Annotated in this window: 18 protein-coding genes, 1 tRNA gene and 1 pseudogene; 12 read left to right on the plus strand and 8 right to left on the minus strand. The window is 59.9% G+C overall.

Annotation, left to right across the window (positions count from 1 at the left end):
* The first annotated feature begins 73 nt into the window (after window positions 1–73).
* Window positions 74–163: transfer RNA gene (locus CRO18_RS13660), tRNA-Ser, on the plus strand.
* 361 nt (window positions 164–524) lie between these two features.
* On the opposite strand, the gene CRO18_RS13665 is transcribed toward CRO18_RS13660, so the two are convergent.
* Window positions 525–884: a hypothetical protein gene (locus CRO18_RS13665; protein WP_097082540.1), complete on the minus strand. Its 360-nt coding sequence runs from the start codon at window positions 882–884 to the stop codon at window positions 525–527.
* A gap of 47 nt (window positions 885–931) precedes the next feature.
* On the opposite strand from CRO18_RS13665, the gene CRO18_RS13670 reads away from it, so the two are divergent.
* Window positions 932–1,306 (plus strand): DNA cytosine methyltransferase, encoded by a 375-nt coding sequence (locus tag CRO18_RS13670; protein ID WP_249276068.1) that lies wholly within the window; start codon window positions 932–934, stop codon window positions 1,304–1,306.
* On the opposite strand, the gene CRO18_RS18650 is transcribed toward CRO18_RS13670, so the two are convergent.
* Complete coding sequence (locus CRO18_RS18650; protein WP_143128648.1) at window positions 1,280–1,723, minus strand: hypothetical protein; 444 nt, start codon at window positions 1,721–1,723, stop codon at window positions 1,280–1,282. The genes CRO18_RS13670 and CRO18_RS18650 overlap by 27 nt on opposite strands.
* A gap of 112 nt (window positions 1,724–1,835) precedes the next feature.
* Between CRO18_RS18650 and CRO18_RS13675 the strand changes: the two genes are divergently transcribed.
* Together CRO18_RS13675 and CRO18_RS13680 are read left to right on the plus strand one after the other, a co-directional pair.
* Window positions 1,836–2,063, plus strand: coding sequence for a hypothetical protein (locus tag CRO18_RS13675; RefSeq protein WP_170952675.1), 228 nt, complete (start codon window positions 1,836–1,838; stop codon window positions 2,061–2,063).
* On the plus strand, window positions 2,060–2,278 hold the full coding sequence (locus tag CRO18_RS13680; RefSeq protein ID WP_097082541.1) for a hypothetical protein: 219 nt from the start codon (window positions 2,060–2,062) through the stop codon (window positions 2,276–2,278). Before CRO18_RS13675 ends, CRO18_RS13680 begins: the two co-directional genes overlap by 4 nt.
* Here CRO18_RS13680 and CRO18_RS13685 read toward each other — a convergent pair.
* Both CRO18_RS13685 and CRO18_RS13690 read right to left on the minus strand, forming a co-directional pair.
* The gene (locus tag CRO18_RS13685) at window positions 2,275–3,249 is read right to left on the minus strand and encodes a hypothetical protein (RefSeq protein WP_143128649.1); all 975 of its coding nucleotides are present in this window, start codon (window positions 3,247–3,249) and stop codon (window positions 2,275–2,277) included. The two genes, CRO18_RS13680 and CRO18_RS13685, sit on opposite strands and share 4 nt — an antisense overlap.
* A gap of 134 nt (window positions 3,250–3,383) precedes the next feature.
* On the minus strand, window positions 3,384–3,896 hold the full coding sequence (locus CRO18_RS13690; RefSeq protein ID WP_097082543.1) for a DUF3489 domain-containing protein: 513 nt from the start codon (window positions 3,894–3,896) through the stop codon (window positions 3,384–3,386).
* Window positions 3,897–3,922: 26 nt separating this feature from the next.
* Between CRO18_RS13690 and CRO18_RS19160 the strand changes: the two genes are divergently transcribed.
* From CRO18_RS19160 to CRO18_RS18530, 3 genes and pseudogenes are all read left to right on the plus strand, one after another.
* Window positions 3,923–4,567, plus strand: coding sequence for a ribonuclease H-like domain-containing protein (locus CRO18_RS19160; RefSeq protein WP_283234897.1), 645 nt, complete (start codon window positions 3,923–3,925; stop codon window positions 4,565–4,567).
* Complete coding sequence (locus CRO18_RS19165) at window positions 4,497–5,009, plus strand: ribonuclease H-like domain-containing protein (protein WP_212710136.1); 513 nt, start codon at window positions 4,497–4,499, stop codon at window positions 5,007–5,009. Before CRO18_RS19160 ends, CRO18_RS19165 begins: the two co-directional genes overlap by 71 nt.
* Window positions 4,973–5,293 (plus strand): annotated as a pseudogene (locus CRO18_RS18530) (transposase); the annotation flags it as partial. The gene CRO18_RS19165 and the pseudogene CRO18_RS18530, both read left to right, overlap by 37 nt.
* Window positions 5,294–5,400: 107 nt before the next feature.
* On the opposite strand, the gene CRO18_RS13700 reads toward CRO18_RS18530, so the two are convergent.
* The 3 genes from CRO18_RS13700 to CRO18_RS13710 form a co-directional block, all read right to left on the minus strand.
* Window positions 5,401–6,507 (minus strand): DNA methyltransferase, encoded by a 1,107-nt coding sequence (locus tag CRO18_RS13700; protein ID WP_170952676.1) that lies wholly within the window; start codon window positions 6,505–6,507, stop codon window positions 5,401–5,403.
* Window positions 6,508–6,596: 89 nt separating this feature from the next.
* Entirely contained in the window at window positions 6,597–7,586 is a 990-nt protein-coding gene (locus CRO18_RS13705; RefSeq protein WP_097082545.1) for a hypothetical protein, read from the minus strand.
* 287 nt (window positions 7,587–7,873) lie between these two features.
* Window positions 7,874–9,310, minus strand: a complete 1,437-nt coding sequence (locus CRO18_RS13710) for an AAA family ATPase (protein ID WP_170952677.1) — start codon at window positions 9,308–9,310, stop codon at window positions 7,874–7,876.
* Between the two features lie 638 nt (window positions 9,311–9,948).
* Between CRO18_RS13710 and CRO18_RS13720 the strand changes: the two genes are divergently transcribed.
* Both CRO18_RS13720 and CRO18_RS13725 read left to right on the plus strand, forming a co-directional pair.
* Window positions 9,949–10,509: a Mu-like prophage major head subunit gpT family protein gene (locus CRO18_RS13720; RefSeq protein WP_249276069.1), complete on the plus strand. Its 561-nt coding sequence runs from the start codon at window positions 9,949–9,951 to the stop codon at window positions 10,507–10,509.
* A 75-nt stretch (window positions 10,510–10,584) separates the two neighbouring features.
* Entirely contained in the window at window positions 10,585–10,920 is a 336-nt protein-coding gene (locus CRO18_RS13725) for a DUF2190 family protein (RefSeq protein ID WP_097082547.1), read from the plus strand.
* A gap of 6 nt (window positions 10,921–10,926) precedes the next feature.
* Here the strand turns inward: CRO18_RS13725 and CRO18_RS13730 are convergent, their stop codons facing one another.
* Window positions 10,927–12,123 (minus strand): GTP-binding protein, encoded by a 1,197-nt coding sequence (locus tag CRO18_RS13730; protein WP_097082548.1) that lies wholly within the window; start codon window positions 12,121–12,123, stop codon window positions 10,927–10,929.
* A gap of 252 nt (window positions 12,124–12,375) precedes the next feature.
* Here CRO18_RS13730 and CRO18_RS13735 point away from each other — a divergent pair, with 252 nt between their 5' ends.
* Genes CRO18_RS13735 through feoB form a run of 3 tightly spaced genes read left to right on the plus strand, consistent with a single transcriptional unit; the run spans window position 12,376 to window position 14,254 of the window.
* A complete protein-coding gene (locus CRO18_RS13735; RefSeq protein ID WP_097082549.1) occupies window positions 12,376–12,672 on the plus strand; it encodes a FeoA family protein in 297 nt (98 codons plus the stop codon).
* Window positions 12,669–12,923, plus strand: coding sequence for a FeoA family protein (locus tag CRO18_RS13740; protein WP_097082550.1), 255 nt, complete (start codon window positions 12,669–12,671; stop codon window positions 12,921–12,923). Before CRO18_RS13735 ends, CRO18_RS13740 begins: the two co-directional genes overlap by 4 nt.
* Window positions 12,920–14,254 (plus strand): ferrous iron transport protein B, encoded by a 1,335-nt coding sequence (gene feoB / locus CRO18_RS13745; protein ID WP_097082551.1) that lies wholly within the window; start codon window positions 12,920–12,922, stop codon window positions 14,252–14,254. The genes CRO18_RS13740 and feoB overlap by 4 nt, the downstream gene beginning before the upstream one ends.
* Window positions 14,255–14,258 lie beyond the last annotated feature (4 nt).

A 14,258-nucleotide genomic window follows, 5' to 3' on the forward strand; every position in this document is an offset into this window, starting at 1 on the left:
CCGCAGGCGGGCAATCGAAAATGGGGTGCAAATCCCCTTGCGAGCGCCCGCCTTTGCCGTTAAACCCGCCGGCGGACGGGTGGCCGAGTGGTCGAAGGCGCACGCCTGGAAAGTGTGTAGGCGGGGAACCGTCTCGAGGGTTCGAATCCCTTCCCGTCCGCCACTTGCTCTCGCGAAAGCGTTCTCCCGATCCGGCTGCGGCCGGATTTTTCCGTTGTTTTCGAGGGTTATGCGGGAGGGGCTCTTAACCGGCCCACGCCCGGAAAGGTGCACGGGCGTTCTCTCCGGGCCGATATTCTCCGGACCTGATGACTGCGCCGATTTGGTGCTTAGCCTCTAGGTGTCTGAAATGAGACGATTTTCTTGGAAAACGGGCTGAACACTTCGATGCCGGTGGCATTCGCGGAGTGGAACAGAAATCGAACTCAGGCCTAATCACTCTTGAATCCAACGTAATGGCGGTGATGGACCGAAAGCATCAGGCTATGGCGGGTTGCCTCGCCGAATAGCGAGGTTCCGAGGCCTCAAGGAGGCAGCAGCGCCCGTTCAGCAGAAACGAGCGCGTCGATCCGCGCCCTGGAGAGTTGGCGACAACCCGCGAGATCGACGAGAAATCGCACCCCTGACACGCCTGCCGGTAGTGGGCCCCTAATGGCCGGGATCGTACTCACGTCGAAAATCCGCATCGAGGAGGTTGCCCGCTGAAGGTCGAACGACCAGCTGAGCGCCGACTGCATGTCGCGTCCCAATGTATCGGCCACCACGGTGCGAAGTTTGAGGATCAGGTCGTGAACCTGAATGCGTGCCTCGATACCGGATAAAAGCTCTGAAATTGAGATGCCGCCTCCGGACGGCTGAACGATGAACGAAGCTACGCCGGACACGAACGTCTCCTCCGAACCCGCGCGAAAGCGCAAGACCGCCGCGTGACATGCATGACCTGGCTTTACCTTCCTCCGGACGCGCTTCCGGGGCCGGAGACGCATGCCTCTTCGGCCTCTCCCTGTGCTCCGGTGCTGGCGGGCTCGACCTCGGGCTCACCATCGCCATGCCCGGCTATCGTGCTGTGGGCCATGTCGAACGGGAAACCTACGCCGCAGCCACTCTCGTGGCGCGGATGGAAGACGCGTCCCTGGATCAGGCTGTTGTCTGGGACGATGTTGGAACCTTCGACGGCCGCCCGTGGCGCGGCGCGGTGGACATCGTCACTGCGGGCTATCCGTGCCAGCCGTTCTCCGTCGCGGGAAAGTGGATCCTTCGTAATGTCGCCACTTTAGAACTATTTTCCAAGTGCTTGGTAAATTAGACCTTGCAACCACTTTGCGCCTTTAAATAGGTTTTCCAAGGCACCTACAGCAAGCCCTACAGCAAGCCAGGCAAGAAACACAAGTATGCCGGAAGATATTACCGGAAACACTAGCCCAAAAACGATCCCGAGCGGGCGATGAAAGTCCTCGTTTAAGAGCATAAACGAGCTGGTAATAACCAAATAGATCGCGGTAGTTGCCAAGAATACCAACGTCGAGCGGGCATGAAAGACTTTCGCGCGGCGGTCATCTTTTTCATCTCGGCACGCAGCCGCTTTGGTTGAAAAAACAATGGCGAGGACTATGCCAGCAGAAATTATGTATGGCTGATATGCCCAAGCAATTACAACCAAGTCTTGGCGATAAAGGTCACGCCAGAACGGCATAGAAAGTAAGTCGAAAACTGCTGATTCCATCGCGAAATTTCTCTCGAGGCGCCCGAGGTTTTTTTGTTGTCGCGAAGTAGACTATACCGCGCTTACGCCAAAAAGGCAACCGCATTGTGCCTCGATCCTGAGGAACACGCCGGTGAACGGCCTGCTTGGCCGCCAGGTCCTGGTGACGCCGATGGCTGGGAGCGATACCTCCGAGCCGCGCCGGACCTTGAACCCGCTGTTCGTCGAGGCGCTGATGGGTTGGCCCACCGGGTGGACCGGCTTCGCCTCTGTGGCAACGGCGTGGTCCCCCTGGTTGCGGCGCATGCGCTGCGAACTCTGGCAGCTGAACTGCTGGCCGATGGATGAGGCAGCGGGATGAAGCAGTCCCGCCTGATGTCGCTGGTCGAGGCCGTCGCCAACGTGATCGTGGGCTACGGCGTCGCGGTCGTGACGCAGATCCTGATCTTCCCGATCTTCGGGCTGCACACGACGCTGGCGCAGAACCTGAAGATGGGCGCGGTCTTCACAATCGTGTCGATAGCGCGTTCCTTCGCCCTGCGCCGGGTGTTCGAGGCCATTCGGGTACGCGGTTAGCTTGCCAAGACATAAAACACTTTGCCATTCTTCTTTGTCTTGTTGGCTGCCCCGGTTCTTACGAGATGGTCAATGCGGTTCTTTATGTTGATCCCTCGTTCAGATAACGCGTGCTTCGCAGAGAATGATTTGATGTCTTCCATGAACATGCCTTCTGTTAGGTGTCCATCGAGATCGCCGCGGAGATTTTTCGTCCACTCGACAAAATCGTCACTCGCCATTCTAGCTTCATTGCCGACGAAGCTGGCGGGGAGTTTTTCTAACAGAGCAACGAAGTTCGAAACATCTTCGATACTTGCCTCAGTTGCGCAAAAACGCAGGCACTTTTGCTGGAGGTGTTGAAAGAAATAGTTGTTCAGAACATCTTCAATAAAGACTATCTTGTCTTCCTCTTGCATGATTTCTTCGAGGCTGGCGCCAGATCTCCATTTTTCGCGATTTGGCTCGGTTCTGAACCCAAGGCTGTCTGATATTTGAAAGAGTTCTGCCTCTGCTTCCTCGAATACCGAAATGTTTGGCTCAGCAATTTTCCTCAGTGCCTCGATCGCCTGGCTATCATCTAGGTTGCTCGATCGACCGAACTTTTCAAATAATGCCGACAGTTTCTTTCCCGGCGCGCTTTCGCGAAACTTCCTGTCAACTTCCCAAGAATCATGTTGGCCTCGGTCAAAATCCTCATCCCAATTTGGACCGGTAATCGATATCGCGACCGTCGGTTCACCAGGTGAATGCAGTACCTCATCAAAACCGTCATTTGCGACCTGTGACATCCCCCTCGAGCCGAGTGAATCAAAATCGGTCTTTGCAAGGTGTTCGGCAAGCGTTCTGTATATGCCTGCAGCGAAGTCGTGGCCGAAATTTCCCTTGGAGCAAAGTTCCGTGACCTGTTTAGATAGGAGCTCACCCAAACCATCGAAATACAACTGGCTGTCTTCAAGTTCGAACTCTACAATGACTTTCTGAGTTGCCACACTCATCCCTCCGGATTGCCAAGACTTTTGTTTTGCAAGCGCGCAAGGTGCTGTCAACTAGTCGTTGCGCCCTGAATGAACCGCAACCGCCGCCCCGAGGGACGGCGGCATTTCGAAGGGCGTGGTGCGTGGCACTAGCCTCGCGGCAGGCTATAGACTCGCCCACACCCCTCAACCTTCTCCGAGGTCACCTCGAGCCCGAGCCTCTTCTTCAGCGCCCCGGCCATCGCGCCGCGCACAGTATGTGACTGCCAGCCCGTCGCGGCCATGATTTCCTCAATGGTCGCGCCGTCCGGCGCGCGCAGCATAGCGATCAGCGTGGCCTGCTTGGTGCCCTCGCGCGGCGTGCGCGCCTTGGGCGCGGGTTCGGGGGCGGCGGAGGTGTTCGGTTCGATGCCGATGGCGGCAAGGCCTGCGTCGGTCGCAACCAGCGTAACGCCGTGGCCGTCGCCGGTCTCGCGCCAGGCGGGTTCGCCCTTGCGCATGTCCGCCTCGGCCTCCTGCAGGAAGCCCTTGGCGAGCATCGCGCCGACCACCTTGGCGGCGGCGCCACCCCGCAGGCTCTCGGGCAGCGGCAGGGCGATGCGGTCGTCGCGCTGTGCGGCGGCACTCAGGATCAGGGCTTGGGTGTCGGAAAGCTTGGTCATCGTGGTCTCCCGTACGCACGCCCTACATGCGCGAGATCATGGACCGGCTGAGCCCCGGCGATCCCACGCAGCGGATCGTGTTCATGAAGCCCGGATCTACTGGGACGATACCAACAAGCGCACCACCAACGTGGCCACCTCAGGCCCGTCTGCAGCACGCCCGCAAAACAGGGATGCCCGCGTTCGAACTGCGCGCCCCGGAACCCGGCAAGGGGTTCGCCCTGCTGCCCGAGCCGCAGGCCGGCGACCAGTTTTATGACATCGAAGGCGATCCGCATTTCGAAGGCGGCCTAGAATACCTGCATGGCGTCTGGTTCGATGGCCAGTTCCAACCGTTTTGGGCGCATGACCATGCTGCCGAAGCACGTGCACTCGCTGAACTGCTGGAATTCTTCCGCGCGCGCCTCACGGCTTATCCGGAAGCGCGTATCTATCACTATGCGCCCTACGAGATCACCGCGCTGCGACGGCTGACCACGAAGTACGGCATTGGCGAGGCCTTCCTCGACCGGCTCCTGCGCGAGCGCCGGTTCGTCGATCTGTTCGCCGTCGTGCGCGGGGGGGCTGATCGGCTCCGAGCCCAATTATTCCATCAAGTCGATGGAGGCCTTTTATGGCCGAAAGCGCGATGGAGAGGTGAAGACGGCGGGCGGCTCTGTCGTGGCCTATGAGCGCTGGCGCGAGACGGGCGAGCAGCAAATCCTTGACGAGATCGAGGATTACAACCGCATCGACTGCATCTCGACCGAGGAGCTGCGGGATTGGCTCGTCGGTATTCGCCCCGGCGGCCCATGGCCATCGCTCGGGCAGGATGCGGGCATGAGGGAGGCCGAGGAGGATGCAGACACGGAGGCGCTGCGTTCGGCCCTTGCGGCCTCCGGCCTACCCGAAGACCGACAGGCGATGCTGTTCAACCTCGGCCTCTTTCACAAGCGCGAGGCGAAGCCCGCGCAATGGGCGGTGTTCGACAGCGTTGGCAAGGACGAGGATGATCTGATCGACGATCTCGACGCGCTTGCCGGGCTCGAGGCCTTGGCCGCAGCTGAGCCCGTGAAACGCTCGATGGCGCGCACCTATCCGCCCCGATCCTTGTCCGCATCGACGACTGGCTGACCCACCACCGCGCCCGTGCATCAGTCAAGTCGCCCTTGGGCGAAGCCCTCGCCTACATCGCCAAATACCGCGGAGGCCTTGGCCGCTTCCTCACCGATGGCCGCGTCGAGATCGACAACAACACCGTCGAACGCACCATCCGCCCCATCGCTCTGAACCGTAAGAATGCCCTCTTCGCGGGCCACGATGCCGGCGCCGAAAACTGGGCCGTCATCGCATCGCTGATCGAGACCTGCAAAATGAACGGCGTCGATCCCCAAGCATGGCTCTCATCCACGCTTACCGAAAGACCGGCTTGCTTCGTTTCGACCTTCCAAATGGCAAACGAACGCCGAGCCCTGAGACGAAGCTCTGGGCCCCGACTATCGCTTCTGAGAGGGGCTGACAGCAATCACGCGGCTGAACTCGCCCTCTCAGACGTCACAAATTCCGCGCCAATACGTTGTTCCGCCTCTGAGCAATACTTCGAATTCAGTTCGATACCGACTACGCTCCTACCTGAGCGAAGCGCGGATATTGCCGTCGTACCTGACCCCAAGAAAGGATCAAGCACTGTACCCCCTTCTGGGCAGCCACAGGCGAGGCAACGATCAACCAACTCAGTTGGAAAGGGAGCGCAATGGCTATGTGGATTCTCTGGGCGGGCAGCAATTCGCCAGATGTCCTCCTCTCCTCCAAGCGCTGCCCTATTAAAGTAGTACTTTGGTCCCTTGGAGAAAATGAAGACATTCTCGTACGTCCGGTGAGGTCTATCATGGGCTGTTGGCTCTCCAAGACTTCCGGGACGCTCCCAAATCACGGCACTTCGTAATGTCCAGCCAGTGGACTGCATGGCGGTGGCAACTCGCCAAGGAAGCCCAATTAAGGACTTTCTTGGGAGCCCCAAGCCGGGGCCATCCACCGCGCGTAGTTTCTCGCGGGCAAGCTGCCGACCAGAATTTTTTCGATCCCGACCGTGGGGCCTGCCCTTCGCATTGTAGTAGGCATCGCCAATGTTCAGGAAAAAGACTCCGTCCGGTCTAAGGACGCGTTTCAACTCCTTGAACGGCTCTACCAGCGCTTGAACATACTCTTCGATTGTCGCTTCGTGTCCGATCTGGCCTTCGCACCCATAATCGCGCTGCCAAAAGTACGCCGGAGACGTCACGGCGGTGTGCACGAAGTTCGACGGAAGGGATCTGAGGCCGACCCAGACGTCGGCATTCAAGATCTTGTAGCTCTGCTTATCGCCGACGCGCGCGGCCATGGTGCGTACAGATGCGTCGGAAGCGTTTTTGAACTCACTATCAGTCGGCGAAAAAGCAACGCTCTGAGCATCAGACGTTGTTTTTGACTTGGCGAGATATGCTTGAACGGAAGCCGCAGAAACCCTTATTTGCCCCTTCTTCCCGACCCTTACATGCTGCAACTCGCCAGTTTTGACCGCGCGGCGCAAAGTCGATAGAGACAGCTTCAATGTCTCTTCAAGCTCTTGCAGGGTGAAAAATCGATCAAGCATACGGCACTCCAAGTCGACAAGTCTTCCCGGTACCGTCTTGTCACACATATCCATTGATAGTCAATGGTGATCACCCATGCCGACGTTACTTAAAGAGACAGTCCCGATCGGAGCGCAGATGCAAGGCTTGCTCGGTCGAAAGCCGAAGACAAGACGACCTCTTGACCGTCGATAGCTGATGGGTCCCTCGGCGCGATCCCTTCTGGAAACAAGACGGCTATTTTGGGGTTGATCGAGTCTACCGCCCAAAGGTCGCGGAAATCAGAAATGTAGCCCAATGCTTTGTAAACACTGTCACTAATGTAGGAACCGTCTGCAGTCTTCTTGACTTCGATAAACATCACGTGACGAGATGAAGGGCCTTCATGCACTAGCATAAGGTCCGGTCGCCGCCCGACACCGCGAACGCCATCGTGGGCGCTTAATATTTCAAGCTGATATGATCTGCAGCCGAGCACAGAGACCGGCGATTGGTCGAAATAGACTCGAACACTACCAGCAGCCGTATCGAAAAGCGCAATATGGTCGCGGCCTGGAGCAGCGAGGCCGTATTGAGTGGGGGATCCAAGTCCGAGTTCGTTCTCCAAGAGATCTAAGACCATGACGAGGGAGAACAATTCAAATAAGTCATCGTCACTCACAGGTGCGAGCCAGCTGACCGCCAAGAGCTCAAGGATGTAGCGCCAACGGCTCGTGCGGTCTTTGGATGAGTATCGCAGTCGACGTGTCGCAAGTCCGGATGCCAGCCGATACGCCGGCAACCGCTGGCGCTGCGCAGCCATCCGCATCGAAGCATCAAGCGAGCGCGGCGGCGGTACCTCGCGAAACCACTGATGCCGCATAGCTTCTTCGCAGCTCTCACGAATAATCGAAAGCTGCGGCAACAAAGCTTTGGATCCAATCGAGGTCTCGACAAATTTGACCGTTCGCGACAGGTTATCAACTAACCACCGGACAAGCGCATTTTCTGGGAGCACAAAGCTCCGTTGCTGCAACCTGGTGACGAACTGCGTTGGCAGAATTCGTCCGGACGTTCTGCCAATTGCTGTTAGGTCCCAACGCGTATTTCCGCGAAGCATCGGCCCAACGACGGCCAACTCACCGACCTTTTCATTAGCTAGTGAGTCTAGTAGGGGCGGAAGGTGTCGCGTACAGAACTCGACGTATTCTCGTGATGTCAAATCTACGATACTGGCTATCAGTTCAACACTAGCCTCGCTGTTCGCCAAACGTCGAAGAAACTCTTCGAGGACTGACGGATCAACTGGCGCGGTAGTCGAATGACCGACAGAGGTTCCCAAATTTGAAAGATGGCGACCCGCGCGAGCGGGATCCGTTACAAAGGCGTGCCATTGGTCTCGGGCAATCACTCAACAAAACCTGTCCAAACCGCGAGACGGGAGGCAAACGTCTTCTGTTCCGCTTCGCTAAAATAACGGCTCACAAGAGAAAGTAGGCTTTCATGTTTGTCTGCGCGCCCTTGAAACTGTGGAGCAACATATAGATCGAGCGTAGAGGCCAAAAGCGAGGACGTAGATCGCCCTGGATCAAGAGATATTTCGCTACGCGCTTGACGCATTATTGCCTCTGGGATCGCGTATCCCATAGCCATGTCAATTGATGCCAGTCCGCTGGGTTCGGCAAAAATGTTCTTTAGGGCAGCGAGAAAGTCAGGGCGCGTTGCCGACAGCCCATCCGCCCCACTACCAGCGCCCGAATCGAGCAGGTCGTTGTAGATAGACAACGAGGGGATCTCGATTGGTACGAATGCGAAGCGCCGAACAAAAGCATAACTTAGCCGCTTGAGACTCGCTTTGTCTGCGTCGTTCATCGACCCAATGAGTCTCCACCAGGAGGGGAGCCTGATCATCTGGACACGAGGGTCATCGGGAGCACTTTCCGCCGCAAGTCGAATGCGACGACTCTCCATTTCTCCATTGATGTCCTTGTGTTGGACTAGGTAAGGAAGATCGACATCATTTCCGCTGAGCAAGGTGAAAAGCTCGCCAAACGCTTTGTCGATATCGGCGCGATTTATCTCATCAATAATCAGGGCCCGGCGTGCTGACATGGCATTCACGACGAAACCCGGCAGAAACTCCAGTTGACCAACAGATGCCGAGGACGGGAAGTAACCGCCAATGGTGTCGACAGTGGTCCACTGGTCTGTTGCTGCAACCATTGTAACGGGAATTCCGGTGGCCCTACACAGCCTTCGGGCCAGCTGAGTCTTTCCTGTACCTGGGGGGCCGGTGAAGATCACGTGCATCCCGGCCTGCAGTGCAGACATGGCACGGAATGCCGCTTCTTCCATGCCTTTCAATTCGCCGAGAGCAGCTTGAATATCTTGGGCATCAACCTCCCAAGTAAACTCTGAGTCTGCTTCATCTTCCGAGATCGGGTTGGCAGAAGTATGTGTCGCTTGAGATACGTTCGCGGCAGTGACCGATGTTGATGAAGGTGGAGGCTGTAGCAACGAAAAAATTTGGGGACCATTCATTGCATGTGCATCCAAGGGTATGCCATCCAGAATCGGATCCGGTGTATCGTCAAAGATGGTTCCGACTAGGCCATACTTGTTGAGCTGGAACTCGCTGACGAGGTCGGCAATTGCATCCTTGTGCGAGGCGACCTCGATCTGCCGGTAGAACCACGCGGCAAGATTGTGAATTGATATCGGAACAGTCCCAATTATTTCCGTCCCGCGATCAGCGAGGACTTGCAAAAAGTCCGGATGGAACGACCACAAGTCGCTGCTAGCACCAGTACCCTGTACATAGATAAATGACTTTCCCGTGCGCATACGTTGCAGGCTGGTTCCCGCATAGGCTTTGGGCTTCCAATTCGTAGAACCCTCCTTTGGAGCTCCAAAGGGAACGTACCAAGGCCGATCTGCCGGCCCACCTTCCGGGTGACAGTATTGGCGCATAAGGTCAGTTTCCTGAGCGCTTCCGAATGCTTTCGAAGGGGTCGCAGAAATTGGGACATCTGCCTTTAGCATCCCCAGGAAACTCACCAAAGATGGGTGTGTCCGAGACGGCAGGTGATCAAGAGCATGGGACACGTGGGCGGATGTGAAGAATGGCATGGATACTCTGACCGGGAATTCGCTTGACGTGCGCAATGCGTGTCCTCGCATGACACGCCTCGGCAGGAAGTACCCTAGAAGAATGATTTAGCCCGAGCAACTATTCTTCGCCACACCATCTAGACTGCTTTCGCGTCTCGGGGTTAGGTTCCCCTGAAGGTGTCCTGCTGTCCCCAGACTGCAGGGAACGGAGCACGCAAGGCTTCCAATGTCACTTGCTTTCGCTGCTCACCGGAGAGAATGGCGTCGATAATGTCGGGCGCGAGCAGGGTCAGACGAAGAGTTCTGCTTAGGTATGGTGCGGCGATCCCCTCGCGCTCGGCCAGTTCGGCGATGGTACCCGCACCCCGGCGATGTACGGAAACTCGATCGCCCAGCTGGAAAGCGATGTCGTCTGGGGCATCATCACCTCGAACCCGGCGATGGCCGACGGGACGGCGCTGTTCCACGCCAACCACAAGAACCTCGCGGGCACCGGCGCGGCGCTGGCCGTCGATGCGGTGGGTGCGGCGCGCGCCGCGATGGCGCTGCAGACCGGCCTCGACAAGAAGACGGTGCTGAACATCCGTCCCGCCTTCCTGATCGTGCCCGCCGCGCTGGAGCTGAAGGCCGAGCAGCTGGTCGCCCAGAACCTCGTCCCGGCCGCGACGTCGAGCGTGGTGCCGCAATCGATCCGCACCCTCTCGCCGATCAGCGAGCCGCGCATCGACGCCGCCAGCGCCACCGCCTGGTATCTGGCCGCGAGCCCCAACCAGATCGACACCATCGAATACGCCTATCTCGAGGGCCAGCAGGGAGCCTACATCGAGACGCGCAACGGCTTCGACGTCGATGGCGTCGAGATTAAGTGCCGCCTCGACTTCGGCGCCAAGGCCATCGACTGGCGCGGTCTCTACAAAAACCCGGGCGCGTGAGGCCCGCATCCTGAACCCTGAAACGCGGGCGGTCCTGACGGGCCGCCCTTCGTCTTTCCACGAGGATCACCCCCCATGAAAAACTACGTCCAGCCCGGCAACACCATCACCCTGACCGCGCCCTATGCCGTCGCCTCTGGCGATGGCCTGCTCGTCGGTTCCATCTTCGGCATTGCCTCAGGCACCGCCGCCCTCGGCGAGCCCGTCGAGACCGCGCTCACCGGCGTCTTCGACATCACCAAGATCGGCTCGCAGGCCTGGACGGCCGGCGCGAAGATCTACTGGGACGACACCAACAAGCGCACCACCAACGTGGCCACCTCGAACACGCTGATCGGCGTGGCCACCGAGGCGGTGGCGAGCGGGGCCGGTGACACTATCGGCCGGGTGCGGCTCAACGGCAGCTTCTGATGCGCTTCATGCGGCGCGGCCCCAGCGCGGGAATGGGTCGTCGAGCCCCTGCCAAAGCGCGGGTGCGAAGCTGGTTTCTGGCACGAGACAACGGTTGAGCATGGTCTCGATCCGGGCGCGGTTCATCGTGCCAAGGCGGCCGATGAACACCATTTCCTGCCGTCGGTCGCCAAATTCCTGCGCTACCTTCGCCGCCATCCGCTCGCGTGCCTCTGCGGGCCAGTGTTGCTCGGGCACCGCGGCCCACCACAGGCCAAGCGCCTTCACCTCGAGCATTGGCCCCGCGGCGGAGAATTCACCCACCCAGTCGGGGCGCGTCGCCAACCAGAAATGCCCCTTGGCGCGGATCACCCCGGGCAGCGGCGTCTCAAAAAACTCGGCCAGTTTCGCGGGCTCGAACGGGCGCTCGGCCCGGAACACGAAAGAGGTAATGCCATATTCGGCATCTTCGGGCACATGCTCGGCGAAACCGTAAAGCTCCTGCGCCCAGGTCGGGTGGCGATGCGCCGCCTCGAAGCTGAACCGCCCGGTGCCGAGGATTTCGGCCGGATCGACCTTGCCGTGATCGGTCTCGATGATCTTCGCATCGGCATTGAGCGCGCGCAGGATCGCGCGGGCATTCGCGAGGTCTTCGGCGCTGGCCGAGGAAACCTTGTTGAGCACGATCACATCGGCGAATTCGATCTGTTCGGTGAGCAGCTGCACAAGGCTGCGTTCGTCCTCGGGGCCAAGCTCCGCGCCCCGGTCCGCCAGAAACTCCTGAGCCGAGAAATCCCGCGTCAGGTTGGCCGCATCGACCACCGTCACCATCGTGTCGAGCCGGGCGATGTCGTCGAGCGCGGCGCCCTGTTCATCGCGGAACTCGAAGGTCGCAGCGACGGGCAGCGGCTCGGAAACCCCGGTCGATTCGATCAGCAAATAGTCGAACCGACCCTCTTCAGCGAGGCGCCGCACCTCCTCCAGAAGGTCGTCGCGCAGGGTGCAGCAGATGCAGCCATTGGTCATCTCGACCAGCTTTTCCTCGCCGCGCGTCAGGCTCGCGCCCGCGCGCACCAGATCGGCGTCGATGTTCACCTCGGACATGTCATTGACGATCACCGCCACCCGCAGCCCCGCGCGATTTGCGAGGATGTGGTTGAGCAGCGTGGTCTTGCCGGCGCCCAGAAAGCCGGAAAGCACGGTGACGGGCAGACGATCGGGCATTGATGCCTCCATGTTATACTGTAACGTAACGTTACAAGATAACGTGCGCGAGGCGCAAGGGGGGAGAAGGCCTGCGTCACGTCCGGGCCGCGCCGGGCCGCGTTCTGCGCCGTCAAGTGCTTGATCTTGAACGGCTGGCACGCTTTCTGCGCGGGCGGAAATCAGCCTTTGGCGGCTGCGCGCTTTTGGCCCATACTAATTTTGTCGGGAATTCTTCATTCTTGACGAAATCAATCATGTTAGGGCCGCCAGATGACCATGTCTTTCCACCCCGACCTGCAAGCTCCCTCTGGCCTGCACCCGATGCCGCTGGCGCTGGCGCCCGAGGGGGTGCGGCTTGAGATACGCCGCCTCGCGGGGGGCGAGGCTTTCTCGCAACGGATGCTGTCGATGGGCATCGGCCCCGGGCGGGTGATCGCGGTGGTGCAGCGCGAGGGCGGCGCGCTGGTGCTGGCGGTGGGCGAGACCCGGTTCGGCATCGGGCGCGGCGTGGCGCAGAAGATCATGGTGGTGGCGGTTCAGGAAAACGCGGAGGAGGCGGGGGCATGAGCGTGCAGCTGAAAGACATGGCGATTGGCGCGCGCGGCCGCGTCACCGGGTTGCGCCCCGGTCTGGGAAGCTATCGCAAGAAGCTTCTGTCGATGGGGCTCACCCCCGGCGCGGTGTTCACCGTGCAGCGGGTGGCGCCGATGGGCGACCCGGTCGAAATCGCCCTGCGCGGCTTTCGCCTGACCCTGCGCAAGGCCGAGGCCGATGCGCTGATCGTGGAACTGGACACCGAAACGGGAGACGCGGCATGAACAAGCGCATCATCGGGGTCGTCGGCAACCCAAATTGCGGTAAGACCACGCTCTTCAACGCGCTCACCGGGGCGCGCCAGCAGGTCGGCAACTGGCCCGGCGTCACCGTCGAGCGCAAGCTGGGGCGGTTCCGCCATGAGGATGCCGAGGTCGAACTGATCGACCTGCCGGGCACCTATTCGCTCGATGCCGCCGAGGGCGATCTGTCGCTTGACGAGCAGATCGCGCGCGATTTCGTGGCGGGGCACGAGGCCGATCTGGTGCTCAACATTCTCGATGCCGCCAATCTGGAGCGCAATCTTTACCTGACCACGCAACTCCTTGAGATGAACGTGCCGGTGCTGGTGGCGGTGAACATGCTCGACATCGCCGCGGCGCGCGGGCTGAAGATCGACCTTGCGGCGCTGGCCGATCGGCTCGGCTGTCCGGTCTACGGCGTGGTGGCGGCGGAGGGGCGTGGCATCGCGGCGCTCAAGGCGGCACTGGCCTGCGAAGATGACCTTCTGCCGCCGCAGATCGCGCCGTTCCATGTGCCGCAGGTGCGCGCGGCGGTGGCAGACTTGCGCCCGGCGGTGGAGGCCTTCGCGCAGGCCCGCCACCTTGACCCCGATTGGGCGGCGCTATCGCTTTTGGAAAGCGACAGCCTGTTGGAGAGCAGTGCTGATCCCGCGTTGCACGACCGGCTCGACACCCAACGCGCCGCGCTCAACGAGACCTTGGGCGAGGATATCGACATCGTTCTGGCCGAGGCGCGCTATGACTTCATCGCCACCCTGATGGCCGCGGTGCAGCGCGATACGCGCCGCGTCTCGGCCACGCTTTCGGACCGGATCGACCGGGTGGTTCTGAACCGCCTCCTCGGCGTGCCGATCTTTCTCGCCTTCATGTATCTGATGTTTCTCTTCACCATCGACCTCGGCGGCGCCTTGATCGACTTCTTCGACATCGCCGCCGGGGCGATCTTCGTTGACGGGCTGGGCGCGCTGATGGGCGCGATGGGCAGCCCCGACTGGGTGCGCGAGATCCTTGCCACCGGGCTGGGCGGCGGGGTGCAGACGGTGGCGACCTTCGTGCCGATCGTGGTCTTTCTGTTCCTCTTTCTCTCCGCGCTCGAAGACTCGGGCTACATGGCGCGCGCGGCTTTTGTGATGGACCGGGCGATGCGCGCCATCGGCCTGCCGGGCAAGGCTTTCGTGCCCTTGATCGTGGGCTTTGGCTGCAACGTACCCGCGGTGATGGCCAAGCACACCCGCCTTGCGCAGATCGAGCAAGATATGCTCAAGAAAGCGCTTGGGCGCGCCGGAGCGGGTGGAAATCTCTTCGATGGTTAGTGCT

This window comes from Rhodobacter sp. JA431 (genome assembly GCF_900217725.1).
In the GTDB taxonomy this organism is placed as follows: domain Bacteria; phylum Pseudomonadota; class Alphaproteobacteria; order Rhodobacterales; family Rhodobacteraceae; genus Rhodobacter; species Rhodobacter aestuarii.

What these genes read in the sequence shown, in the direction of transcription:
- feoB (WP_097082551.1), top strand. Translation starts at nt 12,920, where the DNA reads ATGAACAAGCGCATCATCGGGGTCGTCGGCAACCCAAATTGCGGTAAG.
- CRO18_RS13690 (WP_097082543.1), bottom strand. Translation starts at nt 3,896, where the DNA reads ATGACCAAGCTTTCCGACACCCAAGCCCTGATCCTGAGTGCCGCCGCA.
- CRO18_RS13720 (WP_249276069.1), top strand. Translation starts at nt 9,949, where the DNA reads ATGTACGGAAACTCGATCGCCCAGCTGGAAAGCGATGTCGTCTGGGGC.
- CRO18_RS13725 (WP_097082547.1), top strand. Translation starts at nt 10,585, where the DNA reads ATGAAAAACTACGTCCAGCCCGGCAACACCATCACCCTGACCGCGCCC.
- CRO18_RS13705 (WP_097082545.1), bottom strand. Translation starts at nt 7,586, where the DNA reads ATGCTTCGCGGAAATACGCGTTGGGACCTAACAGCAATTGGCAGAACG.
- CRO18_RS13700 (WP_170952676.1), bottom strand. Translation starts at nt 6,507, where the DNA reads ATGCTTGATCGATTTTTCACCCTGCAAGAGCTTGAAGAGACATTGAAG.
- CRO18_RS13740 (WP_097082550.1), top strand. Translation starts at nt 12,669, where the DNA reads ATGAGCGTGCAGCTGAAAGACATGGCGATTGGCGCGCGCGGCCGCGTC.
- CRO18_RS18650 (WP_143128648.1), bottom strand. Translation starts at nt 1,723, where the DNA reads ATGGAATCAGCAGTTTTCGACTTACTTTCTATGCCGTTCTGGCGTGAC.
- CRO18_RS13730 (WP_097082548.1), bottom strand. Translation starts at nt 12,123, where the DNA reads ATGCCCGATCGTCTGCCCGTCACCGTGCTTTCCGGCTTTCTGGGCGCC.
- CRO18_RS13670 (WP_249276068.1), top strand. Translation starts at nt 932, where the DNA reads ATGCATGACCTGGCTTTACCTTCCTCCGGACGCGCTTCCGGGGCCGGA.
- CRO18_RS13735 (WP_097082549.1), top strand. Translation starts at nt 12,376, where the DNA reads ATGACCATGTCTTTCCACCCCGACCTGCAAGCTCCCTCTGGCCTGCAC.
- CRO18_RS19165 (WP_212710136.1), top strand. Translation starts at nt 4,497, where the DNA reads ATGGAGGCCTTTTATGGCCGAAAGCGCGATGGAGAGGTGAAGACGGCG.
- CRO18_RS13680 (WP_097082541.1), top strand. Translation starts at nt 2,060, where the DNA reads ATGAAGCAGTCCCGCCTGATGTCGCTGGTCGAGGCCGTCGCCAACGTG.
- CRO18_RS13710 (WP_170952677.1), bottom strand. Translation starts at nt 9,310, where the DNA reads ATGCGCACGGGAAAGTCATTTATCTATGTACAGGGTACTGGTGCTAGC.
- CRO18_RS19160 (WP_283234897.1), top strand. Translation starts at nt 3,923, where the DNA reads ATGCGCGAGATCATGGACCGGCTGAGCCCCGGCGATCCCACGCAGCGG.